At 71.5% G+C, this 25,004-nt stretch carries 13 protein-coding genes and 1 pseudogene; 13 read left to right on the top strand and 1 reads right to left on the bottom strand.

Features of this window, described 5'->3' with window-relative positions; translation table 11 throughout:
- The first annotated feature begins 72 nt into the window (after nt 1-72).
- Nucleotides 73-1,380: a type III PLP-dependent enzyme domain-containing protein gene (locus Sri02f_RS09825; RefSeq protein WP_109000698.1), complete on the top strand. Its 1,308-nt coding sequence runs from the start codon at nt 73-75 to the stop codon at nt 1,378-1,380.
- 20 nt (nt 1,381-1,400) lie between these two features.
- Here Sri02f_RS09825 and Sri02f_RS09815 read toward each other — a convergent pair whose 3' ends face one another.
- Nucleotides 1,401-2,921 carry a hypothetical protein gene (locus Sri02f_RS09815; protein WP_245970577.1) on the bottom strand — a complete coding sequence of 507 codons (1,521 nt, stop codon included), beginning with the start codon at nt 2,919-2,921 and terminating at the stop codon, nt 1,401-1,403.
- A 111-nt stretch (nt 2,922-3,032) separates the two neighbouring features.
- On the opposite strand from Sri02f_RS09815, the gene Sri02f_RS09810 reads away from it, so the two are divergent.
- The 12 genes and pseudogenes from Sri02f_RS09810 (at nt 3,033) to Sri02f_RS09745 (ending at nt 24,973) form a co-directional block, all read left to right on the top strand.
- The gene (locus Sri02f_RS09810; RefSeq protein WP_167467517.1) at nt 3,033-4,328 is read left to right on the top strand and encodes a molybdopterin-dependent oxidoreductase; all 1,296 of its coding nucleotides are present in this window, start codon (nt 3,033-3,035) and stop codon (nt 4,326-4,328) included.
- Nucleotides 4,328-4,789 carry a hypothetical protein gene (locus Sri02f_RS42025; RefSeq protein ID WP_174855617.1) on the top strand — a complete coding sequence of 154 codons (462 nt, stop codon included), beginning with the start codon at nt 4,328-4,330 and terminating at the stop codon, nt 4,787-4,789. The genes Sri02f_RS09810 and Sri02f_RS42025 overlap by 1 nt, the downstream gene beginning before the upstream one ends.
- Nucleotides 4,790-5,595: 806 nt before the next feature.
- Nucleotides 5,596-7,281 (top strand): DUF8823 domain-containing protein, encoded by a 1,686-nt coding sequence (locus Sri02f_RS09795; RefSeq protein ID WP_245970576.1) that lies wholly within the window; start codon nt 5,596-5,598, stop codon nt 7,279-7,281.
- Nucleotides 7,282-7,845: 564 nt separating this feature from the next.
- A complete protein-coding gene (locus tag Sri02f_RS09785) occupies nt 7,846-9,441 on the top strand; it encodes an arabinofuranosidase catalytic domain-containing protein (protein ID WP_245970575.1) in 1,596 nt (531 codons plus the stop codon).
- Between the two features lie 193 nt (nt 9,442-9,634).
- The gene (locus Sri02f_RS09780) at nt 9,635-12,085 is read left to right on the top strand and encodes an RICIN domain-containing protein (RefSeq protein WP_245970574.1); all 2,451 of its coding nucleotides are present in this window, start codon (nt 9,635-9,637) and stop codon (nt 12,083-12,085) included.
- A gap of 52 nt (nt 12,086-12,137) precedes the next feature.
- Complete coding sequence (locus Sri02f_RS09775) at nt 12,138-13,304, top strand: SGNH/GDSL hydrolase family protein (RefSeq protein ID WP_109000694.1); 1,167 nt, start codon at nt 12,138-12,140, stop codon at nt 13,302-13,304.
- A gap of 73 nt (nt 13,305-13,377) precedes the next feature.
- A pseudogene (locus Sri02f_RS09770) lies at nt 13,378-14,850 on the top strand (glycoside hydrolase family 10 protein); the annotation flags it as partial.
- A gap of 411 nt (nt 14,851-15,261) precedes the next feature.
- The gene (locus Sri02f_RS09765; RefSeq protein ID WP_109000692.1) at nt 15,262-16,689 is read left to right on the top strand and encodes an arabinofuranosidase catalytic domain-containing protein; all 1,428 of its coding nucleotides are present in this window, start codon (nt 15,262-15,264) and stop codon (nt 16,687-16,689) included.
- Nucleotides 16,690-16,728: 39 nt separating this feature from the next.
- On the top strand, nt 16,729-18,429 hold the full coding sequence (locus tag Sri02f_RS09760) for a glycoside hydrolase family 27 protein (RefSeq protein WP_245970573.1): 1,701 nt from the start codon (nt 16,729-16,731) through the stop codon (nt 18,427-18,429).
- Between the two features lie 95 nt (nt 18,430-18,524).
- On the top strand, nt 18,525-20,375 hold the full coding sequence (locus Sri02f_RS09755) for an RICIN domain-containing protein (RefSeq protein WP_109000691.1): 1,851 nt from the start codon (nt 18,525-18,527) through the stop codon (nt 20,373-20,375).
- A 143-nt stretch (nt 20,376-20,518) separates the two neighbouring features.
- Nucleotides 20,519-22,921 carry a ricin-type beta-trefoil lectin domain protein gene (locus Sri02f_RS09750; RefSeq protein WP_109000690.1) on the top strand — a complete coding sequence of 801 codons (2,403 nt, stop codon included), beginning with the start codon at nt 20,519-20,521 and terminating at the stop codon, nt 22,919-22,921.
- Nucleotides 22,922-22,990: 69 nt separating this feature from the next.
- The gene (locus tag Sri02f_RS09745) at nt 22,991-24,973 is read left to right on the top strand and encodes an alpha-L-fucosidase (protein ID WP_109000689.1); all 1,983 of its coding nucleotides are present in this window, start codon (nt 22,991-22,993) and stop codon (nt 24,971-24,973) included.
- Nucleotides 24,974-25,004: the final 31 nt, after the last annotated feature.

Below are 25,004 nucleotides of genomic sequence, written 5' to 3'. Positions count from 1 at the left end.
CCCGGAACCCGCCGTCGTGAACCGGCTTCCCCGCCGGACCTGCGGCGTCCGACCCACAAGGAACCAGACCCCATGACGAGTGCGAACACCTCTGCCGCCGAACGGCGCGAGCGCATCCTGCGGGCCGCCGTACGGCAGGGTCTCCTCGACCCCGACGGCGCCGTCCTGGCCGCGTTCGTCGACCTCGACGGCGTCGCCGCGAGCGTGAGGGCGCTGCGCGCGGCGTTCCCCGACACCCTGAGCGTCCTGCACGCCTTCGCGGCGAAGGCGAACTGCCTGGTCCCCGTGCTGAGGGAGCTGCGCGCCCTCGGCACGGGGTGCGAGGTGGCCGGCGCCGGCGAACTCGCCCAGGCCCTGGCCGCCGGATTCACGCCGGACCGGATCGTCTTCGACTCCCCGGCCAAGACCCGCTCGGATCTGGCGCGGGCTCTCGCACTGGGCGTCGCGGTGAACGCCGACAGCTTCCAGGAACTGGACCGCATCGACGAGATCCTCGCGCAGCGCCCGTCCGCCTCGCCCCTCGGCGTCCGTCTCAACCCCCAGGTCGGAGGCGGCGACATCGCGGAGACGAGCACGGCGACCGCCACGTCCAAGTTCGGCGTCGCGCTGGACGACGACGGAAACCGCCGCCGCCTCCTCGACGCCTACCGCGCCCGCCCCTGGCTGACCTGGGTCCACGCGCACGTCGGCTCGCAGGGCTGCCCGCTGGAACTGATGGCCGAGGGCGTCGCGCGGGCCGTGGCCTTCGCCGACGAGGTCGACGCGGGGCTCGGCCGCCGCCAGGTGAGCGGCATCGACATCGGCGGCGGGCTCCCCGTCAACTTCCGCGACGACGAGACGGCTCCCGGCTTCGACGCCTATGTGCGGTGCCTCCAGGACCGCGTGCCGCGCCTGTTCAGCGGCGACTACCGGATCGTCACCGAATTCGGCCGGTCCCTGCTGGCCAAGAACGGGTTCACCGCCGCCCGCGTGGAATACACGAAGACCTCCGGCGGACGTCCCGTCGCCATCACCCACGCCGGCGCCCAGGTGGCGGCCCGCACCGTGTTCCTGCCGTCGTCCTGGCCCCTGCGGATCACCGCCCACGGCCCCGACGGCAGCCGCAAAGCGGGCGAACCGGTACCCCAGGACATCGCCGGCCCCTGCTGCTTCTCCGGCGACCTGGTCGCCCGGGCTCGCCCCCTCCCGTTGCTCGCGCCCGGCGACATCGTCTCCCTCCTCGACACCGGCGCGTACTACTCCTCCACCCCCTTCCACTACAACAGCCTTCCCGACCCCGCCGTCCACGGCGTGCGCGTCGGTCCCCGGGGCGACGTCACGTTCGAGCCGCTGCGCCGTGCGGAGTCCCTCGAGGACGTCCTCGCACGAACGGGAGGCTGACCACCGGGACGGGCGGACGGTCACCAGCCGGTCAGCAGCAGGTGATTGAGGAGGAGGGCGACCGTGGCCTGCGCGGCGAGCCAGCCGCGGGGACGGCTCAGGAACGCGCACGAGGCGAGGAGCCACATGGCGAACGGCAGCCAGATGCGCTCGGTCTCGGCCTTGCTCATCCCGGACAGGTCCGCCAGGAGCAGGGCGGTCAGCGCGGCGGTCGCGAGGAGGGCGAGACGCAGGTCGGGGGAGGCGCCGGGCGCGCTCGTCAGGGACCGGACACGCGAGTGCGGGGCGGGCGCGACGCGTACGGACGCGCCGTGGCCGTCGGGTGTCCGGACGGGCGGGAGAGCGTCGCCGGGCGGGAGAGCGTCGCCGGGCGGGAGAGCGGCGGCGGGCGGGAGAGCGGCGGCGGGCGGCGGAGCGTCCGGGGAGGGACGCCTCCCGAGCCGTCCCGCGTGCCCGAGGAGCGTGGCCACGGCGCGCCGCAGGCCCGCCACCGTCGCCGGGCCCACGATCAGGACCGTGCAGGCGAGGTTGGCCCACACCCAGTAGCCGTAGGGCCGGATGCCGCCGGCCCCCTGGTAGTAGCGCACGACCAGGAGACGGTAGGCCTCCCACCAGTCGAAGCCCGCGAGGGTGAACACGAACGGGACGACGGTGACTCCGGCGAGGGCGTAGGGCAGGGGCCGGATCCGGCGCGGACCGCCGAGCAGGAGGACGGCGCCGGCGATCACGACGAAGAGGGTGAGCCCGTAGGAGAGATAGCAGGTGAGACCGAAGAGAAGCCCGGCGGCGAAGCCGGTGAGCGGCGGCCGGTGTCCGGTGACGGCGAGGGCGAAGAGGGCGATCGTCCAGGCGGCGACCGCCGCGAAGTACCCGTCCGCGGAGGTACCCGTCCACACCGCGGCCGGCGCCATCACCAGGAACGGCGCCGCCCGGCGCGCGAGCGCCTCGTCCGCGAGCGCCCGCACGGCGACCAGCACCGCCGCACACGCCGACGCCCCGACGGTGATGCACCAGACCCCGGCCCAGCCCCCGCCGCCGAGGCCGACCCGGTCGAGCAGGACGAACGTGACCGTCGCCGCCGGAGGGTGGCCCGCCACATGCGCGGGCCAGTTGCCGGGAGAGTGCAGCAGGATGTGGTGGGTGAAGTCCCGCAGCGTCGCCGGGATGTCCTGGAAGCGGTCGATGACCTGCAGGTACTCGTACTTGGTGGTGAGCCGTACCGCGATCCCGCGCTGCCAGCCGTCGATCAGCGCCAGGGACCACGTCCACGCCATGGACGCGCCCCAGGCGGCGACGGGCAGCGCGCGCCACGGCAGCCGGGCGGCCAGCCGAGGGCCGTAGGCCACGACGGCGACGGCGACGACGAGGGCCGCCGGGGTGCCGGGGCCGACATGCGCATCCGCATGGGCGTACAGGGGCGGCCAGCTCACGTGCAGGGTGCCGTGCTCCCGCTCGATCGCGGTGCCGACCAGCACGGCCGTCGCGACGAGCAGCGCTGCGGCCGCGGTCGCGTACAGGTCTCGGAGAAGATCACGGGTCACGGGGGGAAGGTTAGGCCGACCGGACGGCGCAGAGGCCGCTGCGCGCGCGGACGTCAGTGTTTCGTCATGTGTCGCCGACCCGGGGCGGGTGCAGCGCCCTACGGTCGGCGCATGCCACGGTTGCCCGCCTCGCACCCTTCATCTGCTTCGTCCGCATGGCCCACGTCTCCCGGCTTCTGGCGCAGTCCCGTCCGCGGCCCCTGGTTCACCTCCGTGCTCGGTCTCGTGCTGCTCGGCGGCATCACCGTGCTGTTCGTGACGGGACTGCTGTCGTACGCCGCCTACAACCCGGACCTCGCGTCGGTGAACGACAAGACCCCGGACAAGGGCCTCCTCGGCTTCTACCTGTTCGCCTGGCCGACGCATCCGTACTGGCTGTACCGGCTCACCCAGGGCGTCCATGTGACGCTCGGGATCACGCTCGTCCCGGTCCTGCTGGCCAAGCTGTGGTCGGTGGCGCCGAAGCTGTTCGCGCTGCCGCCGGCCCGGTCGCTCGCGCACGCCCTGGAGCGGGTCTCCCTGCTGCTCCTCGTCGGCGGGGCGCTCTTCGAGTTCGTGACGGGAGTGCTCGACGTCCAGCTGGACTACGTCTTCCCCGGTTCCTTCTATCCGCTGCACTTCTACGGCGCCTGGGTGTTCTTCGCCGCGTTCGTGGTGCACGTGGTGCTCCGCGCCCCGGCCGCCGTACGCAACGCGCGCCGCATGCGGGCCGGGAAGGGCCGTGAGGAGGAGGCGGGAGGGGCGCCGGACTTCCCGCTGGTCGCGCCGCGGCCCGCCGCGGCCACGGTGTCCCGGCGAGGGGCGCTGTGGCTGGTCGGCGGCGGCTCACTGCTGTTGTTCGGGACCACCGCCGGGCAGTGCTTCGACGGCCCGCTGCGCCGCACGGCCCTCTTGGCCCCGCACGGCGGAGCCGACCCGGGCAGCGGTCCCGGCGGTTTCCAGATCAACAAGACGGCCGCGTCCCGGGGGATCGGCGCACGGGAGACGAGCGAGGCGGTATGGCGGGTGGTCGTCGCCGGACCGACCGGGACCGTCCGGCTGAGCCGCGCCGAACTGCTCCGACTGCCGTTGCACAGTGCGGCGTTGCCCATCGCCTGTGTGGAGGGGTGGTCCACCGGCGACCAGTGGTGGCGGGGCGTGCGGCTGCGGGACCTTGCCGCGCTGGTCGGGTACGACGCGGACGCGGCGCCCGACGTCCTGGTGGAGTCCCTCCAGCGGCGAGGCGCCTTCCGCGAGGCCGCCCTGCGCGCCGACCAGGTGCGTGACCCGCGTTCGCTGCTCGCCCTGGAGGTCAACGGTGAACCGCTGACCCCCGACCACGGCTACCCGGCCCGGGTCATCGCGCCCGCCGTGCCCGGTGTGCTCAACACCAAGTGGGTGGCCCGGATGACGTTCGGAGACCTGTGATGCGCGCAGTGCTCCCGCCGCTGGGAAGCCCGTTGCAGATTCTGCTCCTGGCCTGCTCGTTCGCGCTCGCCGGCTATGCGGGACTGCGCCTGCTGTCCGGGGACCGGCTCGGGGTGGCGCTGTGGTTCGTGGGCGCGGCCGTGCTGCACGACCTGGTGTTCCTGCCGCTGTACGCGGCCGTGGACCGGGCCGTCACCGGCGGGCTCGGCGCCGTCGGCCGCCGGGAGCGGACCCTGTACGTCCGGGTCCCCGCCACCCTGTCCGGACTTCTGCTGCTGGTGTGGTTCCCGCTGATCAGCGGCCGGGTCGCGACCCGCTACGAGTCCTTCACCGGCCTGTCCGCGGACGGGTTCGCCGCCCGCTGGCTGCTGGTCACCGCCGTGCTGTTCGGCGGCTCCGCGCTGCTGCTGGCGCTGCGGTCGCGCAGGGAGGGGAGGCACGGGCCACCGGCCGGCCGCTGAGCCCCGGCGCGCGGGACCCGGGCGGCCGTACCCGACGGCCTCCGCTTCGAGGTGGTGCCGCCCGCGGCAGCTTCATGACACGGGCAGCACCACCGGTCCGGTACGGTCCCCCGAGCCGCGCACCCGGCCGACGCGACTCCCGCATGCTCGCGTGACATGGCACAGGGGACCCGATGAACCCGGCGCCGCCGGTGACCAGTGCACGCCTGCGCCCACGGTAAGGCGGTTCACCCGCGGTTGCGGGGACCGGCCCCGCCGCGTCACGACTTCGTAAGACTCCGTGCGGCTTTCGGGGACTGCGCGCGGCCCGGTTTCCCCGGCGAGCGGCTCACCAGCGGATTCCCGCCCGCTGGTGTACACGCCTTGCATGAGGCTGACCTGTGCAAATAGCCTCTGCTGAAGCCGGTGGAGGGTTGCCGGCCCGGGAAGGTCCGGATCATGGTCGGAGACGCGCTCCGGCCGGCGTCCGCAGTCCGCTTGGGTACGAGGCCCCAGTCCGGATCCTCCATCGATTTCCGGAGCGGTTCAGTGCATGATGTCGGCCTCCTGGCGCTGGCGCTGTCAGCGAGTTGCGCGGTACGCGCGGCGTGGTTCACCGCCCACGCTGCCGCAGCGGGCGGGGGACGAACCGACAGGGGCCGGCCGCGTGACGAACCCGGCCTGAAGCGCCGCGAGGGCGAGCGGGTGCGACGGACGGGGGATGCCCGGCTGTGACGCCCGCGACGGTCCGCGCGTTCCAGGAGGCCCAGGGCCACGCATTCCTCGGCGGACCCGTCCAGCGTCCGTACCGCACCGGGAAAGTCGATATGTCCCTACAGTCCTCCACCCTGTCGGCCCCCGCCGCGCGGCAGCCACAGCCCTCGCCACCGGCGCTGCGCCGGCCGCGCCGGTCTCTCGCGCCGACGAGGTACCGCGTCCCGCTCTTCGCCCTCGCCGCGGTCCTCCCGCTGTACTGGGGGTGGGACGCCTTTCTCGCGACGGGCGGCGGTGACCTCGCCGCGCAGTACGCGTGGGCGGGGTTCGTGGGCAGGCACCCGGACACGCCGTACGGGCTCTTCTGGTTCGGCGGGACCCACACCGTCAACTACAGCGTCATTTCACCGCACTTGATGGCCCTGATCGGTGTCCGTGCCGTCTCCGTGCTGTCCGGCGTCAGTGCCACCTGGATGCTGGCGGTGCTCCTGGAGCGCACCGTCGCGCGGGTGTCGCTGTGGCCCGCGCTGGTCGGGGCGCTGGCCCTCTGGTACAACGTCGTCCTCGGCCGCACCACGTTCGCCCTCGGCCTTGCCTTCGCGCTCGCGGCCCTGCTCGCCGTGGCCGGCCGCGCGCCCCGGCCCGCCCGGCTCGCCGCCGCCGCGTCCGGGGCGCTGCTGGCGACCATGGGCAGCCCGGTGGCCGGGCTCTTCCTGCTGGTGGCGGGCGCGGGGTATCTGGTCGCCCGGGAGTACGGCAAGTGCCTCGCCCTGACCCTCCCGCCGGTCGCCGTCGTCGGCCTGACCACGTTGCTGTTCCCCTTCCAGGGCGAACAGCCCATGGCCGCGGGCCGCATGATCCTGCCGGTGCTGCTGTCCGCCGCCGTGGTGTGGGCGGCCCCGCGGGAGTGGCGGGTGGTGCGGGCGGCCGGCGTCCTGTACGCCGTCGGCGTCGTCCTGACCTGGCTGGTCCCCTCGCCCGTCGGCAACAACGTGGAGCGGCTCGGTCTGCTCTTCGCCCCCGCGGTGCTGCTCGCGGCCGCGCTGCACCGCCGCTCCCGCGGCATCCGCCACGGCGTACGGCGCACCCGTATGCGGGCGATGGCCCTGGTGACCGCCCTCTCCGTCTCCTATCTCTGTGTGACGTCGCTGATGCATCTGCGCACCCCGGATCCCGTTCCGGGCTGGGTCACCCACACCGAAGGAGTGCTCGCCGCGCTCGACCGGCTGGGCGCGGACCGCGGCCGGGTCGAACTGCCGACCGATCGCGACCACCGCGGGGCCACTCTTCTCGGTCCGCACGTCGAACTGATGCGAGGCTGGAACCAGCAGCTGGACGTGGAACGAGGACGCCTGTTCTACGAGGGCGACCTCGACGGGCCGCGCTACCACGCCTGGCTGCGCCACTGGGCGGTGGGCTACGTCGTCCTGCACGACGGCACGCCCGATCGGTCCGCGGAGCGTGAGACCGCCCTGATCAAGGAGGGACAGGACTGGCTGGAGCCCGTCTGGCAGGACCGCTACTGGAAGATCTACCGGGTCCGCGACACCCTGCCGCTGGTCTCCGCCCCGGCCGAGCTCCAGCACGCGGGAGAGGCGGAGCTGACGCTCAGGATGCCTCGCGCCGGGACGAGCACCGTGCGGATCGAGTACTCGCCGTGGTTGCGGGTCAAGGGGGCGTGCCTCAGCGCGGACGGCCCGTGGACGCGGCTGACCGTGCCCCGGGCGGGCGTGTACCGGCTGACCTCCGACTACGCCGGGGGGCCCGTCGACGAGCGCGGCTGCTGGCTGGACGGGTGAGTTCCGCGTCTCACGTCGTACGCAAACCGTGGAGCGAACCGATTCCGCGCAAGCGCTTCGACGGGATGGTACGACCGGCGGATCGCGGGGTCAATGACATGCCGCGCCTCTGAGGCGACGCCGACGCGTGGACCGAGTCGCCGCCGCTCGGGTCGCAGCCTTCCGAACGGACGTGCGTCAGGGGGCGTTGGCGGCCGCATCCCAGCTCACCGGCATGAGGGGCCGTCATCCACCGCTGCCGGCCCGGCCGTCGGACACATCTGCGGGCGCCTGCCGCGCCCGGCCGGGCGGGAGGATCCACCGTCGTCCGCATGTCTGCGCCCCGGAGTTGTTCGAGGGGGCGAACCGGCCTCGAACCGCTGAAATCAGCCGTCGAACCGATTCCGCGACAACGTTCACAGCAGAAGCCTCCGCACCCTTGACAGCCCCGTGAAGCCGGGAGCACCGTCTCCCCCCGAAACCTCTCTGCAATCTCGCTGTGAATTCGGCACCTTCAAGCGCTTCCGGTCTGTCAGCGCCAGCAACACGACCCATCGTGTTGCGCCGGCACGGGAGGGAGATCAGATGGGCACCATGCGTACAGGACGCCGCCTGCTGTCGGTGAGCGGGGGCGTGCACCGGCTGACGGCGGCCGTGCGGCGCCGCGGCAGGCCGGACGACGGGCCGGGCCGGGCACACGTCTTCCGGCCGGCGCGCCCGCCCGGCTCCCGGCCGAAGGCGTTCGCCCGTGCGGGGGCGGCAGCCGTGCTCGTCGTCGGCGCGCTGGCCGGCGCCACGGTCACGGCGGCCACGGCCCGTGCCGACACGTCCGGGCCGTGCGACATCTACGCGGCAGGCGGCACACCCTGCGTGGCGGCGCACAGCACGACGCGAGCCCTGTACGCCTCGTACAACGGGCCGCTGTACCAGGTCCGGCGCGCCTCGGACAACACCACCCGCAACATCGGCGTCCTGAGCGCGGGCGGGTACGCCGACGCCGCCGCCCAGGACTCGTTCTGCTCGGGGACGACCTGCCTCATCACGATCGTCTACGACCAGTCCGGCCGCGGCAACCACCTCACCCAGGCGCCCGGAGGCGGTGCCGCCGGCGGACCCGACAACCTCGCCAACGCGACCGCCGCGCCCACCACGGTGGGCGGTCACAAGGCCTACGGCGTCTTCGTGGCGCCCGGCACGGGCTACCGCAACAACCACACCAACGGCATCGCGACGGGGGACAACCCCGAGGGCATGTACGCGATCTTCGACGGCACGCACTACAACGGCGGCTGCTGCTTCGACTACGGCAACGCCGAGACGGACAGCAACGACGACGGCAACGGCACGATGGAGGCCATCTACTTCGGCAACATCAAGGTGTGGGGGTACGGCGCGGGCAACGGCCCCTGGATCATGGCCGACTTGGAGAACGGCCTGTTCTCCGGGGTGAACCAGCACTACAACGCGAACGACCCGAGCATCAGCCACCGGTACACGACCGCCGTCGTGAAGGGCGGCCCGAACCACTGGGCGATCCGCGGGGGCAACGCGCAGTCCGGCGGCCTGTCCACCTTCTACGACGGACCGCGTCCCAACGTCTCGGGCTACAACCCGATGCGGAAGCAGGGCGCCATCATCCTGGGCATCGGCGGCGACAACAGCAAGGGCGCCCAAGGCACCTTCTACGAAGGGGTGATGACCTCCGGCTACCCGTCGGACGCCACCGAGAACGCGGTTCAGGCCAACATCACCGCGGCCGGGTACAGCAACTCCTCCAGCGGCACGGGCACCGGCGCCCTGCACGCGGTGGGCGCGGGCAAGTGCCTGGACGTGCCGAACTCGTCCACCACGGCCGGCACCCAGCTGCAGATCTGGGACTGCAGCGGCGCCGCCAACCAGACCTGGACCCACACGTCGTCCGACCAGCTGACCGTCTACGGCGGCAGCGGCCAGATGTGCCTGGACGCGTACGGCAACCAGACGTCCGCCGGAACCAAGGTGGTGATGTGGCCGTGCAGCGGCGGCGCGAACCAGCAGTGGCGGCTGAACTCCGACGGCACCGTCACCGGCGTCCAGTCCGGGCTCTGCCTCGACGTCACCGGCGCCTCCACCGCCAACGGCGCGCTGGCCGAACTCTGGTCCTGCAACGGCCAGTCCAACCAGCAATGGAACCTCAACTGACCTGAACGGCTCCCCGCACGTCGCACAGCATCGCGTACGTCGACCGGCACCATGCACGTCGAACGGTTTCCGGTACCTCGAACGACTCCAGCCCGTGGCCGGCTCGCCCCGGCCACGGGCCGCACGAGGCGAACAACCGCGATCGCCACGCCCGTCCCGACCGGCCGACATGGGCCACCACCGGAGGATGAGGATGTCCAGATCCAGAGTGCTCCGCGGCCTCTGGGCCGCCCCCTTGGCTCTGCTCGCGCTGCTGGCCCAGAGCATGGCCACGGCCGGAGCCGCGTCCGCCGTGCCCGCCGCGCGCCAGGCGTCGGCCGTCGACCTGTACGTGACCCCGGGCGCGGCTCCCGGCGGGAACGGCACCGCCGAGCAGCCGTTCGCGACGATCGACCAGGCACGGCAGCCCGCGCACCGGCTGTCGGGCGATGCGGACGTCGTGGTCCACCTGGCCGGTGGCACGCACCGGCTGTCCGAGCCGCTGGCCTTCGGCTCCGGCGACGGCGGCCAGAACGGCCACACCATCACGTACCAGGCCGTGTCCGGACAGCAGCCGCTCGTGAGCGGGGCCCAGCAGATATCAGGTTGGCAGGTTCATGATCAGAACAGCAACATCTGGTCGGCCCACGTCGGCGCCGGCCTGAACACACGTCAGTTGTACGTGAACGGCAAGGAATCGATGCGCGCGGCGATCCCGGTGCCCCGCTCGGCCTTCACCTTCACCCAGACCGGCCTGACCATCACCGACTCCTCCCTCGACTACCTGGCCGGCCTGTCGGACCAGGGCCACATGGAGGTCGAGAGCGTCAACTCCTTCACCGACCGCTACGCGCCGGTCCAGTCGATCAGCGGCAGAACCGTCACCATGCGGCAGCCCGCCTGGAACAACAACTCCTGGGGCTACGACACCGTCAACGCGCCCTTCGCCGGCGGGGCCGTGTACTTGGAGAACAACTACGCGTTCCTCAAGCAGGCCGGACAGTGGTATCTCGACTCGTCCGCCGGCGACCTGTACTACCGGGCCCAGCCGGGCCAGAACCCGAACGGCCTCGACGTCGAACTGCCCCGGCTGCAGGTCCTGCTCGGCGTCAGCGGCAGCTACAGCGCCCCGGCCACCGGCCTGGCGTTCACCGGCATCCGGTTCACCGGCACCACCTGGCTCGGCCCCAGCGGACCTGACGGCTACGCGGACCAGCAGAGCGGCGCGCACCTCACGGGCGCCTACGCGATGCCCGCCAACTGGCTGAGCACCTGCAAGTCGGGATGCACGCAGTTCGAGGCCACCCGTAACCGCTGGGCGCAGATGCCCGCGGCCGTGCAGGTGTCCGCCGCCACGGGCATCACCTTCTCCGGCGACACGTTCTCCGAACTCGGGCAGGCCGGACTGGGCGTCGGCAACGACGGCGTCGCCACGGCGTCCGGCACCGGCCTCGGCGCCCGCGACATCACCGTCACCGGCAACACGTTCACCGACATCGCCGGCAGCGGCATCCAGGTCGGCGGGATCCAGCCGGACGCGCACCACCCCGGCAACCCGCAGATGACCGACCAGAACATCGTCGTCAGCGACAACCGGGTCAGCGGGGTGGGCACCGACTACAAGGAGACCGCGGGCATCCTGTCCACCTACGTCACGAACGCGACGATCACCCACAACCAGTGCGACCACCTGCCCTACGACGGGATCGACATCGGCTGGGGCTGGGGCGTCAACGACCCGGGCGGCAGCCAGGACTACGTCAACAGGGGCACGTACACCTATCAACCCGTCTACAGCACCCCCACGACGCTGAAGAACAACACCGTCTCCCACAACCTGGTCTTCGACACCAAGAAGGCGATGTTCGACGGCGGCAGCATCTACAGCCTGTCCGCGAGCCCCGGCTCGGTGATCTCCGACAACTACATGTACGGCAACAACCACACCACCGCGCTGTACCTGGACGAGGGCTCCCGGTACCTGACGGTGTCGCGCAACGTGGTGCAGGACGCGGGCAACTGGGCGCTCACCAACGCCAACGGCAACAACCACACCGACGACAGCACCTTCTCCGGCAACTGGTACAACGGCGGCAACACCTATGTGGCCACCGGTCCTCCGCACAACAACGTCCTCACCGGCAACGTCCTGGTCGGCGGCGCCAACTGGCCGCAGGGCGCGCAGCAGGTCATCCAGCAGGCGGGCGTCCGGTCGTCGGACGGCGGCGACGGCTTCCCCACCGGCCGCCACCAGCTGGTGATCGGCAGCGACGGCCTGTGCCTGGACGTGTACGGCGGCTCCACCGGCGCGGGCGCCGTGATCGACCAGTGGACCTGCAACGGGCAGAGCAACCAGCAGTTCGAGTTCGTGCCGTCCTCGGGCGGCTACGGGCAACTGCGGGCGCAGCACTCCGGGCAGGTCGTGGCGGTGTCGGGCGGCTCCACGGCCGCCGGCACGCCCGACATCGTGCAGCAGGCCCCGGACGCGGCGGCCGCCGCCCAGTGGCTGCCGGTACGGCAGTCCGACGGCTCGTTCTCCTTCCGGAACAAGAACAGCGGCCTGTGCCTCGACGTCTACGGCGGCGTCAGCAGCCTCGGCCAGCAACTCGACCAATGGCCCTGCAAGAACACGGCCGGCGGCAACCAGGACTTCACCCCGCGCTGACCGGCCGCCCGGTCGTTCGGCCGCCCACTGTCCCCCACCGGTGAGGAACCCGATGAAGCTGACGAAGAAGTACCCGGCGCTCGTTGCCGCGGCGCTGACGACCGCGCTCGGCACGGGCGCCGCACTGCCCGCGGCGGCGGCGGACGCCGGTGCCGGGCCGCCGCGCTCCGCCGTGCGGGCCGCTGCCGTGCGGGCCGCGGTCGCGCCGGCCGCCCTGCGCGTGATGCCGTTGGGCGACTCGATCACCTGGGGCGTCGGCAGCCCGTCCGGGAACAGCTACCGGAGCTTCCTGGGAAACCAGCTGTCGGCCGACGGGCACGCCCTGGACTTCGTCGGCTCGGGCCGCAACGGGACCATGTCCGACCCGGACAACGAAGGCCACTCCGGCTGGCGGATCGATCAGATCGCCGGCATCGCCGACTCCGTGCTGGCCCGTCACCGCCCGAACGTGGTCACCCTGGAGATCGGCACCAACGACCTCAACGGCAACTACCAGGTCGCGACCGCCCCCGAGCGGCTCCGTTCGCTCATCGACCAGATCACCCGTGACGCCCCCGACGCGACCGTCCTCGTGGGCACGGTCATCGTCTCGACCAGCGGCACCGAGGAGGCCAACCGGCCCGCGTTCAACGCCAGGCTCCCCGGAATCGTCCAGGCCGAGCAGGCCGCCGGCAAGCACGTACGCCTGGTGGACATGAGCGCGCTGACCGGCGCGGACCTGTCCGACGCCCTGCACCCCAACGACAACGGCTTCCGCAAGATGGCGGACGCCTTCCACGAAGGGGTCCGGGCCGCGGACGCGGCAGGCTGGATCAAGCCGCCGGTCTCCGTGGGCGGACAGGTGCGCTCCGGGATCGCGGGCAAGTGCCTGGACGTCAACGGCGGCAACAGCGGCAACGGGACCGCCGCGGACATCTCGTCCTGCGACGGCTCCGCCGCACAGCAGTGGTCCGCGCACTCCGACGGCACCCTGCGGGCCCTCGGGAAGTGCCTCGACGCCAACGGCCAGGGCACCGCCAACGGCACCAGGATCCAGATCTGGGACTGCCACGGCGGCGCCAACCAGCAGTGGCAGTCGTACAACGGCGGCTACCGCAACCCGGTCTCCGGCCGCTGCCTCGACGACCCCGGCGCGTCCGCCACCGACGGTACGCAACTGGTCCTGTGGGACTGCAACGGCGCCCCCAACCAGCAGTGGACCGCTCTGCCGGTCACCTGAGCCCGTGTCCCGGCTCCACCGCAGCACCGCCCGGCGGTCGGCGTCCCCCCACATCCAAGGAGAAGGAACTTCTATGTCCTGGCTCAATGAGCGGCCACGTCTTCGCAAGAGCGTGGCCTCGGTCACCGGTCTGACAGCCGGCACGATACTGGCCCTGGCCGGGGCAGCGGCCCCCGCCGCCCATGCGGCCGCCTCCGGCACGCTGGGCGCGGCCGCCGCCGACAGCGGCCGCTATTTCGGCACGGCCGTGGCCGCCGGAAGGCTCGGCGACTCGACGTACGCCACGATTCTCGACCGGGAGTTCAACATGATCACCCCGGAGAACGAGATGAAGTGGGAGACCACCGAACCGTCCCGCGGCAACTTCACCTTCGGACCGGCCGACCAGATCGTCGGCCACGCCACCGCGCACGGTCAGCGCATGCGGGGCCACACCCTGGTGTGGCACTCGCAGCTGCCCGGCTGGGTCGGCGGGATCAGGGACGCGAACACCCTGCGCAGTGTGATGAACAACCACATCACCAGCGAGATGACCCACTTCAAGGGCAAGATCTACGCCTGGGACGTGGTCAACGAGGCCTTCGCCGACGGCGGCAGCGGCCAGCACCGCAGCTCGGTGTTCCAGGACGTGCTCGGCAACGGCTTCATCGAGGAGGCGTTTCGCACCGCCCGGTCCGTCGACCCCTCGGCCAAGCTCTGCTACAACGACTACAACATCGAGAACTGGACCGACGCGAAGACCCAGGGCGTCTACAACATGGTGCGCGACTTCAAGTCACGTGGCGTGCCCATCGACTGCGTCGGACTCCAGAGCCACTTCGGCGCGGGCGGCCCGCCGTCGAGCTTCCAGACCACCCTGTCCAGCTTCGCCGCCCTCGGCGTCGACGTGCAGATCACCGAACTCGACATCGCCCAGGCGCCGCCGACGGCCTATGCCAACACCGTCAAGGCCTGTATGAACGTCGCCCGCTGCACCGGCATCACCGTCTGGGGCATCCGGGACAGCGACTCGTGGCGGTCGGGCGACAACCCGCTGCTGTTCAACGGCAACGGGGCCAAGAAGCCGGCCTACGACGCGGCCCTGTCCGCACTGGGCGGCGGCGGCACGGGCGACCCGGGGGGCATCGTCCCGGGCCAGGTGTACGCGCTGAGCGCGGTCTCCGCGGGGCGGGCGCTGGACGTGCCGGCCGGGCAGACGGCGAACGGCACGCAGGTGCAGGTCTGGGATGCCAGCGGTGCTGCGAACCAGCAGTGGCGGGCGAGCCAGAACGGTGACGGTTCCTACACGCTGACGAACGTCGGCAGCGGCCGGGTCCTGGACGAGCCGGGCGGCCAGACGGGCAACGGCACGCGGATGGCGATCTGGGACGCCAACGGCGGTGCCAACCAGCACTGGCGGGCGAGCCGGAACGGCGACTCCTCGTACACCCTGACCAACGTCGCTTCCGGCAGGGCACTGGAGGTTCCGTCCGGGCAGAGCGCCAACGGGAGCCCCGTCCAGGTCTGGGACGCCAACGGCGGAGCCAACCAGCACTGGAACTTCAGGTGAGCTGACCGGCGCCCAGCGCCGCGCCCGTGCCCGCGGGTCGTTCCGGGGGCACGGGGACGAAGACCCGCGCCCGGCACGGCGGCCGTCGCCGGACGCGGTTTTCGGCATGCCGTCACGGCGACCTGACCTGCCAATACATGGGATGGATCGCCTTCCGACCGAGGGCGGCGCGGTGTATTGACAGGCTCCTGGGCCTGTGGAATCACTATGAACATGGGATGTCTGCGGGGAATGTTCGAGGGTTCCCTGCGGGCGCTCCCGGACACCCTGCCCCCTTCGGACAGGCACGCGCTCTCTCTGTCTCCATCCCCCACACAGCCGAGGAACAGAATGCAGCCTTCATCCGTTTCGCCCCGGAGCCCCGCGGCTCGCGGACCACGCTTGTCCACGGCTGCCGCCCTGTGCGTGATGGCACTGCTGGCCGTGCTGTCGACGACCGCGCCGGCATGGTCGTCATCGGCCTCGCCGGGGCCCCTGGCGAGCTCGGCCTCGGGCCGGTGCCTGGACGTCAAGGGCAACGTCGACACGCCGGAGACGACGCTGGACATCTGGGACTGCAACGGCCAGGTCAACCAGGCGTTCGCGTTCACGTCGGCGGGTGAGCTGAGGACGATGGGCGGCACCCGCTGCGTGGACGCCTACGACGACCGGACGGCTCCGGGGGCCCCGGTCGTCATCCGGTCGTGCGACGGGCGGGCCACGCAGGTGTGGCGCCAGAACGCCGACGGGTCGGTCGCCGGTGTCCGGTCCGGGTTCTGTCTGGACGTCAACGGGGCGGCCACGGCCAACGGCACGGCGGTCATCCTGTGGACGTGCACCGGCCGGAGCAACCAGAAGTGGAGCACGCCGGCGACCCCGCCGCCGCCCGGCGGATCGGGCCCGTGCGACATCTACTCCGCGGGCGGTACGCCGTGCGTGGCCGCGCACAGCACCGTGCGGGCGCTCTTCAGCTCCTACCAGGGCTCGCTGTACCAGGTCAGGCGTTCCTCGGACAACGCGACCAGGGACATCGGCGTTCTGGCGCCGGGCGGAACCGCCGACGCGGCGGCGCAGGACTCGTTCTGCGCGGGCGCCTCGTGCGTGATCACGGTCGTGCGCGACCAGTCCGGGCACGGCAACGACCTGTGGTACCAGGGATCCGCCCAGGTTCCGGGATCGGGTCAGAGCAGCCCCGCGAAGGCGACCTCCGAGTCGCTGACCGCCGGGGGCGCCAAGGCGTACTCGCTGTACATCAATCCCGGCAACAGCTACTGGCGCGACGGTCACCTGACGGGCGTGCCGACCGGCGCCGCGCCCGAAGGGGCGTACATGGTCACCAGCGGCACCCACGTCAACGGCGGCTGCTGCTTCGACTACGGCAACAGCGAGACGACCCGGAAGGCCGACGCCGCCGGCGCGATGGACGCGATCAACTTCGGCACCGAGTGCTGGTTCGGCGGCTGCGCCGGCAGCGGTCCCTGGGTGCAGGCCGATCTCGAGTGGGGCCTGTACTCCGGCGGCAGCCAGTCCTGGAACACCAGGCAGCGGGCCTTTCCCGGCAAGTTCGTCACCGCGATGCTGAAGAACAACGGCACGTCGAGATTCGCCCTCAAGGGCGGCAACGCGCAGTCCGGCGCCCTGACCACCCTGTGGGACGGCGGCCTTCCCGGCGGATACAGCCCCATGAAGAAACAGGGAGCCATCGTCCTCGGCAGCGGCGGTGACTGCTGCAAGCCCGGCGGCGGCGCCAACCTGAGCGCCGGCACCTTCTACGAGGGTGCGATCGTCGCCGGCTACCCCTCCGACGCGACCGACGACGCGGTGCAGGCGAACGTCACCGCGGCCGGCTACCGCTGAGCTTCCTTTCCCCCAACCCGGCTCAGGAGTCGATGACTTATGCCCAAGACCCGTGCGGGAGCCAGGCGCCCTCGGATCCTTGCGCCGCCGCTTCCGTCCTTGCGCAGGGCCCTGGCGGCCGCGATCTCGGCCGTGCTGCCCGCCGTGGCGGCCCCCCTGCTCGCCCTCGGCACCGCGCAGCCCGCCGCCGCTCAGTCCGCCTTCGCGCAGCCCGCCGCCCAGCCCGCCGCCGCGGCGCTGGGCAACGGACTCGCTCCGACCCCCCAGATGGGTTTCAACGACTGGAACGCGTACGGCTGCAACGTCTCCGAGTCGCTGATCAAGTCCACCGCGCAGGCGATGCACACCAACGGCATGCAGGCGGCGGGGTACTCGTACGTCAACATCGACGACTGCTGGATGACCCACAACCGTGACTCCGGCGGCCGTCTCGTCGCGGACCCGGCCAAGTTCCCCGACGGCATCAAGGGCACCGCGGACTATGTGCACTCGCTGGGCCTGAAGCTGGGGATCTACGAGGACGCGGGCACCGCGACCTGCGCCGGATACCCGGGCAGCCTGGGGCACGAGACCACGGACGCGCAGTCCTTCGCGTCGTGGGGCGTGGACTATCTGAAGTACGACAACTGCAACAACACGGGAGCGCCCGCGCGGAACCGGTACACCGCGATGCGCGACGCCCTCGCGGCCACCGGCCGGCCGATCCTGTACAGCCTGTGCAACTGGGGCCAGGACAACGTGTGGACCTGGGGCGCGGACGTCGGCAACAGCTGGCGCACCACCGGCGACATCGGGCCGTCCTTCTCCAGCATGCTGTCGATCTTCCACAGCAACGTGGGACTGGCCTCCTACGCCGGACCCGGCCACTGGAACGACCCGGACATGCTGGAGGTGGGCAACGGCTCGATGACGGCCACCGAGAGCCGCAGCGAGTTCAGTCTGTGGGCGGAGATGGCCGCGCCGCTGATCGCGGGCACCAACATCCCCTCGGCCCGCCCGGACACCCTGTCCACGCTGACCAACTCCCGGGTGATCGCCGTCGACCAGGACCCCCTGGGCAAGCAGGGCACCATGGTCTCCACCTCGGGTGGCCTGGACGTGCTGGCCAAGCCGCTGGCGGGCGGGGACGTCTCGGTGGCGCTGTTCAACGAGACGGGCTCGACGGCGACCATCACCACCAGCGCAGGCGCGATCGGGAAGACCGGCGCGTCCGCCTACACCCTCACCGACCTGTGGTCGGGCGCGTCCTCGACCACCTCCGGCACGATCAGCGCCTCGGTCCCCGCCCACGGCACGGTGATGTACCGGGTCGCCGGCGGCACCAGCGGCGGCGGGGGCGCCGACGTGACCGGCGCGCTGCACGCGGTGGGCGCGGGCAAGTGCCTGGACGTCCCGAACTCCAGCAGGGCCGCCGGCACCCAGCCGGTGATCTGGAGCTGCAACGGCGGGGCCAACCAGACCTGGACGCACTCCACGTCCGGCAGGCTCAGCGTCTACTCCGGTGGCGATCAGATGTGCCTGGACGCCTACGACAACCGGACCAGCCCCGGGACGAAGGTGGAGATCTGGCAGTGCAACGGCCAGGCCAACCAGCAGTGGACGCTGAACGCCGACGGCACGGTCACCGGCGTCCAGTCCGGTCTGTGCCTCAACGTCGCCGGCGCGGCCACCGCCGACGGCGCCCTCGCCGAGCTGTGGACCTGCGACGGCGCCCGCAGCCAGCAGTGGAAGCTGGGATGAGCCCCTGCCAGGCCCCGGCCGGGCCGCCCGCGCACACCGGTCCCGTCCGGCACGCGCGCCGCAGCGCGGGGTCCCCCCGGTGGCGGGAGGATGCGATGAGGACGAGAGGGAGGCCGGGCCGCCTGGCCCTGCTGGCCGTCGTCGCCCTGGCACTGGTGCTGCCGCTGCTGTCGACGGCCACGAGCCAGGCCGCCCCCGGCAAGAACCGGGCCGCGCCGGGCAGGTCGCTCAGCGTGAACCTGGCGTCGGCCCGCGGGCCGTCGACCGGCGTGGGGGAGGGGTTCCTCTACGGCATCAACGAAGACGGCAGTCTGCCGGCGGACCGGTTCATCCAGCCGCTGGGGATCAACGCCTTCCGCGGCGGCGGATGGTTCTCCGGCGGCTGGATCAAGGACGGCTACCAGTACGGCTCGGCCACCCGGGCCGACGTCGGATCGATCATCTCGCAGGCGAAGCGGCTCACCCGGCCGCCGTACCACGCGCAGTACCAGGTGCTCGTCAGCGACATCTACGGCGCGAACGGCGGCCAGCCGTCCAACACGAGGTACCCGTGCGACAACGGCGACTGCGCGAACTGGGTCGGCTTCATCGACTCCACGGTGGGAGCGCTGCAGGCGTCGGGGCTCACGTTCTCCTACGACATCTGGAACGAGCCGGACATCTCCGCGTTCTGGACCCGGGGTGTGAACAGCGCCCAGTACTTCCAGATGTGGGACACCGCCTACCGGGAGATCCGGCGCATCGCCCCCGGGGCGCAGATCGTCGGGCCGTCGCTCGCGTTCACCCCCCAGGGCAACCCCGGCGAATGGCGGACCTGGCTCGCGCACGTGAAGGCGGCCGGGACCGTGCCGGACATGATCGCCAACCACAACGAGGGCGACGTCGACGACCCGGTCACCGTCGCGCGGAGCCTGAACAGCGCCCTGACCGCGGCGGGCATCGGCGCGCTGCCCCTGTCCTCGAACGAGTACCAGCCGGCCGACCGGCAGTCCGCCGGGGTGACGGCCTGGTATCTGGCACGGTTCGCGCAGTCCGGCTACACCAACGCGATGCGCGGCAACTGGGTGTGCTGTGTCACCCCGAACCTGACCGGCGCCCTCACCCAGAGCGGCGGGAGCTGGCAGCCGACCGGCACCTGGTGGGCGCTTCGGGACTACGCCGACATGACCGGCACCCTCGTGGACACCTCCGGTCAGGTGGCGTCGACGGCGATCTCGGCGTCCGAGGACTCCGCGAACAAGCGCGCGGTGGCGATCGTCGGCGATGCGAACGGATACACCGGCGACGCGTCCGTGACCTTCGACGGGCTGTCGTCCGTCCCCTGGCTGGCGGGCGCCGGCGGTGTGCACGTCACCGTGCACCGCATCCCGGACCAGGCCCCGCTCGTCGCCCCGCAGACGGTGTACGACCAGAACGTGAGCGCCTCGGGCGGTTCGATCACCGTGCCGATCACGTTCCAGGGCGCGCACGACGCGTTCTCCGTCCAGCTGACGCCTGCCGCGTCCGGCGGCGGCTTCCCGGACGGCTACCACCAACTCGTGGTCGCCAACGACAGTCTGTGCGTGGACGTCGCCGGCGGCTCCGGCGGCGCGGGCGCCGTGATCGACCAGTGGACCTGCAACGGGCAGAGCCACCAGCAGTTCCGGTTCGTGCCCGCCGCGGGCGGCTACGGCGAACTGCGGGCCCAGAACTCCGGCCTGGACGTGGCGGTGGCGGGCGGTTCCACGACGGCGGGCGTCCCGGACATCGTCCAGCAGGCCCCGGGTGCTGCGGCCGACAGACTCTGGCTGCCGGTGCCGCAGTCCGACGGCTCCTACGAGTTCCGCAACCAGAACAGCGGCCTGTGCCTGGACGTCTACGGCGCCGGCGGCAACCCGGGGCAGCAACTGGACCAGTGGCAGTGCAAGAACACGCCCGGCACCAACCAGGACTTCGTCCTGCGCTGAGCGCGGTTCCACGGACACCGGGCCGCGAGCGGCCTCCGGTGGCCGTGGGGCCACGGCCACCACGAGCAGCACAGCCATCGCGTCCCACGGCCGGACCGCCTCGTCGGCCACGGGACGTCCACGACCTGCGGAAGGAACCCACCGTGTCAGCATTCAACCGGTCGTTGCAGCGCCTGCGGGCCTGGGCGGCCGTGCTCGCGGGTCTCCTCCTGATCGCCGGCGGCATCGTGGCCACGGCTGCGGCGCCGGCCCAGGCGGCCACCTCCGTCACGATCGACGGCGCGTCCGGCGGCCGGACCTTCGACGGCGTCGGCGCGATCAGCGGCGGGGGAGGCAACAGCAGACTCCTGATCGACTACCCCGAACCCCAGCGCGGCCAGGTCCTGGACTACCTGTTCAAGCCCGGCTACGGCGCGTCCCTGCAGATCCTCAAGGCGGAGATCGGCGGTGACACCAACTCCACCTCGGGGGCCGAACCGAGCCACCAGCACACCCGCTCCGACCTCAACTGCGACCGGGGCTACGAATGGTGGCTGATGGAACAGGCCAAGGCGCGCAACCCGGACATCAAGCTGTACGGGCTGGCCTGGGGCGCGCCCGGCTGGATCGGCGGCGGCAACTTCTGGTCCAACGACATGACCAACTACCTGCTGTCGTGGCTGGGCTGCGCCAAACAGCACGGGCTGAGCATCGACTACCTCGGCGGATGGAACGAGCGGGGCTACAACGTCTCCTGGTACGTGCAGCTGCGCAGCGCGCTCAACGCGGGCGGCTACGGCAACGTCAAGATCGTCGCGGCCGACTCCGACTGGACCGTGGCGAACGACGTCAACTCCAACCAGGCCTTCGCCGCCGCCGTGAGCGCCATCGGCACGCACTACCCCTGCGGCTACCGGTCCGCCCAGACCACCTGCTCGGTGCCGTCGGCCGCCACCTCGTCGGGCAAGCCGCTGTGGGCGAGCGAGAACGGCTCGGACGACTACAACGGGGGAGCGCAGGCCATGGCCCGCGGCATCAACCGCGGGTACATCGACGGACGGATGACCGCATACCTCAACTGGCCCGTGGTCGCCGCGATCACACCCAACCTGCCGTATCCCACCATGGGGCTCGCGCTGGCCGCGCAACCGTGGTCCGGCTCCTACTCGGTCGGCAAGAACACCTGGGTGATGGCGCACACCAGCCAGTTCACCGCCCCGGGGTGGCACTACCTCGACGCCTCCAGCGGCTACCTCGGCGGCAACCGGAACAACGGCAGCTACGTCTCGCTGAAGTCCACGAACAACTCCGACTACTCCACGGTCATCGAGACGATGGACGCCGGCGGCGCCCAGTCGCTGAACTTCAGCGTCACCGGCGGGCTGTCCACCAGGACCGTCCACGTCTGGTCGACCGACGTCACCTCCGGCAACCCCGCCGACCACTTCGTGCACACCACCGACATCACCCCGTCCGGCGGCGGTTTCAGCCTGACCGTACAGCCCGGACACCTGTACACCCTGACCACCACGACCGGCCAGGGCAAGGGCACCGCCACCGGTCCGGCGCGCGGCGCGCTGAAGCTGCCGTACAGCGACTCCTTCGACGGCTACGCCACCGGCGCCGAGGCCAGGTACCTCATGGACTGGCAGGGCGCCTTCGAGGAGGTGGGCTGCGGCGGCGGACGCAGCGGAAAGTGCGTGCGCCAGATGAGCGCGCAGAAACCGATCACCTGGGACACGCTGACCGATCCGCACGCCCTCCTCGGTGACGTGGGCTGGAGCAACTACACCGTCTCCTCCGACGTGATGCTCGAACAGCCCGGATACGCCGAGCTGATCGGCCGCGCGGGCGGTCACGACTACGACCGCACCGGCGGGCTGAACGCCTACCGCCTGCGGGTGAGCGACACGGGGGCCTGGTCGATCCTCAACACGAACACCAACGGCACCGTCTCCACCCTGGCCCGCGGCACGACCGCCGCGCTCGGCACCAACCGGTGGCACGCCCTGGCCCTGACCTTCTCCGGTTCCACGATCACCGCGCTCGTCGACGGCGCCACCGTCGGTTCCGTCGACGACCGCACCTGGGCCGGCGGACAGATCGGCTACGCGACCAGCCAGGGCGAGACGGCACAGTTCGACAACCTGTCCGTCACCCCCGGCAGCGGCGGCAACGACGGCGGCACGACCGGCGCGGTCGTCGGCGTCGCTTCCGGCCGGTGCGTGGACGTCCCGAACCAGTCGCAGACGGCCGGCACCCAGGTGGAGCTGTGGGACTGCAACGGCGGCGGCAACCAGCAGTGGACGGACGACTCGGCCGGCGAGCTGCGGATCTACGGCAGCGACTGCCTGGACGCCGCGGGCCAGGGCACCACCCCCGGGACCAAGGTGGACATCTGGGGCTGCAACGGCGGCGCCAACCAGAAGTGGACGCTCCACGCGGACGGCACGATCACCGGCGTCCAGTCCGGCCTGTGCCTGGACGCCCCCGGCACGGCCAACGGCGCCCTGCTGCGGCTGTCGACCTGCAACGGCGGCAGCAACCAGAAGTGGAGGCGCGACTGATCCCGTGACGGGCTGACGATCAGCGACCGCGGCACCCCCTCCGTCGACTCACCCCGAGAGGCACCCCCCATGTCCCCCTCCTCCCTGCCGGTCAGCCGGCGCCGACTGCTGGCGGCGGCCGGCGCGGCCACGGCCGCCGGCCTGCTGCGGTTCGCCCCCGAGGCCGCCGCGACCGACGGCCCCACGAGCTACACCGCGAGCTGGCCCTCGGTGGACCAGCACCCCCCGGCCCCGCCCTGGTTCCAGGACGCCAAGTTCGGCATCTACTACCACTGGGGCGTCTTCAGCGTTCCCGCGTTCGGCAACGAGTGGTATCCGCGCAACATGTACATCGGCGGCTCGGCCGAGAACCGGCACCACATCGCCACCTACGGCGACCCCTCGGCATGGCCGTACAACACCTTCGTCGACGGCGGCCGCGACAAGGCCGGCAACTACGTGCAGTTCGCCCCCAGGCTCGCCTCCCAGGGCGGCAACTGGGACCCCGACGCCTGGGCGCGGCTGTTCAAGGCGGCGGGCGCGCGGTTCGCCGGCCCGGTCGCCGAGCACCACGACGGCTTCTCCATGTGGAACAGCCGATCCAACCCGTGGAACTCGGTCCAGCACGGCCCCAGGCTCGACCTCGTGGGACTGCAGGCGCAGGCCATCCGCGGGCAGGGCCTGAAGTTCATGGCCTCGCTGCACCACGCCTACCACTTCAACGGCTTCTACGACCATGTGCCGAACCAGTCGGACCCGAACCTGCGCATCCTCTTCGGCCAGCAGGGCTCCGCCGCGGAGAACAAGCTCTGGTACGACAAGCTGATCGAGGTCATCGACGGCTACCGACCGGACCTGGTCTGGCAGGACTTCGACCTCAACCTGGTACAGGAGTCCTACCGGCTCCAGTTCCTCGCGCACTACTACAACCAGGCGGTCGCGTGGAACACGGACGTGGTCGCGACCTACAAGGACGGCCTCGACAACAAGGGTGAGGTCTTCGACTTCGAGCGCGGCGGCCCGGCAGGGCTGCTCACCCCCTACTGGCTGACCGACGACAGCATCTCCTCCTCCAGCTGGTGCTACACGGTGGGCATCGGCTACTACTCCACGCAGGCGCTGCTCCACTCGCTGATCGACCGGGTCAGCAAGGGCGGCAGCATGCTGCTGAACATCGCCCCGATGGCCGACGGCGCCATTCCCTCCGGGCAGCAGTCCATCCTGCTCGCCATGGGCGACTGGCTCGGCCGCTTCGGAGAGGCGGTCTACTCCACCCGCTCCTGGGCCAGTCACGGCGAGGGCCCCACCAAGATGGGGGGAGGCTCGTTCAGCGGGCCGGTGGCCGGCAAACCACAGGACGTCCGGTTCACCCGCAGCCAGGACAACAAGGTGCTCTACGCCACCGCGCTGGGCTGGCAGGGCGGCGCCATGACCATCACGACGCTGAACTCGAACCAGATCAACCTCAGCAGCCTGACGAGCGCCAAGCTGCTCGGCAACACCGCCGGCGCCTACATCGACCTGCCGGCGCCCACCCAGGACGCGTCCGGCCTGCATCTGGCCATGCCCTCGTCCAACCCGCCGTTCAGCGCCCTGGCGTACACGGTCAAGCTCACCTTCTCCGGTGAGATACCCGTCCTGGGCGCGCCGGGCGGCTCCACCACCTGGGTCAGGATCGCCAACGGGACCAGCGGGCTGGTGCTCGACAGCGGGGGCAACGTCGCCTCCGGCTCCAACCTCAAGCAGTGGAACTACGACGGAAGCACCAACCTGCAGTGGCAGCTCATCGCCCTCGGCAACGGCTACCACCGCATCGTGAACCGCACCAACGGCATGGTCGCCGACAGTTACGGCAACTCCGCCAACGGCGCTCCCGCCCGCCAGCAGGCGTGGAACGGCGGCGACAGTCAGCAGTGGTCGCTGAACAGCCTCGGCGGCAACAGCTACCAGATCGTCAACCGGGCCACCGGCACCGCCCTCGACGGCAGCGGAAGCACCACGGCCGGCTCCACCACGGTGATGTGGACGCCGAACTCCAGCACCAACAACGCATGGACCGTCGCCGCCGTCTGAGCCGGCTCGACCGACGCTCCCCCCTTTTCCC

The organism is Streptomyces rishiriensis (assembly GCF_003112535.1).
GTDB classification, from domain to species: Bacteria; Actinomycetota; Actinomycetes; order Streptomycetales; family Streptomycetaceae; genus Streptomyces; species Streptomyces rishiriensis.
The sequence above is the reverse complement of the archived record's forward strand: the minus strand, read 5'-3'. Positions and strand labels throughout refer to the sequence as shown.

Coding starts and splice junctions, on each gene's coding strand:
- Sri02f_RS09825 (WP_109000698.1), top strand. CDS start 73: ATGACGAGTGCGAACACCTCTGCCGCCGAACGGCGCGAGCGCATCCTG.
- Sri02f_RS09810 (WP_167467517.1), top strand. CDS start 3,033: ATGCCACGGTTGCCCGCCTCGCACCCTTCATCTGCTTCGTCCGCATGG.
- Sri02f_RS42025 (WP_174855617.1), top strand. CDS start 4,328: ATGCGCGCAGTGCTCCCGCCGCTGGGAAGCCCGTTGCAGATTCTGCTC.
- Sri02f_RS09795 (WP_245970576.1), top strand. CDS start 5,596: ATGTCCCTACAGTCCTCCACCCTGTCGGCCCCCGCCGCGCGGCAGCCA.
- Sri02f_RS09785 (WP_245970575.1), top strand. CDS start 7,846: ATGGGCACCATGCGTACAGGACGCCGCCTGCTGTCGGTGAGCGGGGGC.
- Sri02f_RS09780 (WP_245970574.1), top strand. CDS start 9,635: ATGTCCAGATCCAGAGTGCTCCGCGGCCTCTGGGCCGCCCCCTTGGCT.
- Sri02f_RS09775 (WP_109000694.1), top strand. CDS start 12,138: ATGAAGCTGACGAAGAAGTACCCGGCGCTCGTTGCCGCGGCGCTGACG.
- Sri02f_RS09765 (WP_109000692.1), top strand. CDS start 15,262: ATGGCACTGCTGGCCGTGCTGTCGACGACCGCGCCGGCATGGTCGTCA.
- Sri02f_RS09760 (WP_245970573.1), top strand. CDS start 16,729: ATGCCCAAGACCCGTGCGGGAGCCAGGCGCCCTCGGATCCTTGCGCCG.
- Sri02f_RS09755 (WP_109000691.1), top strand. CDS start 18,525: ATGAGGACGAGAGGGAGGCCGGGCCGCCTGGCCCTGCTGGCCGTCGTC.
- Sri02f_RS09745 (WP_109000689.1), top strand. CDS start 22,991: ATGTCCCCCTCCTCCCTGCCGGTCAGCCGGCGCCGACTGCTGGCGGCG.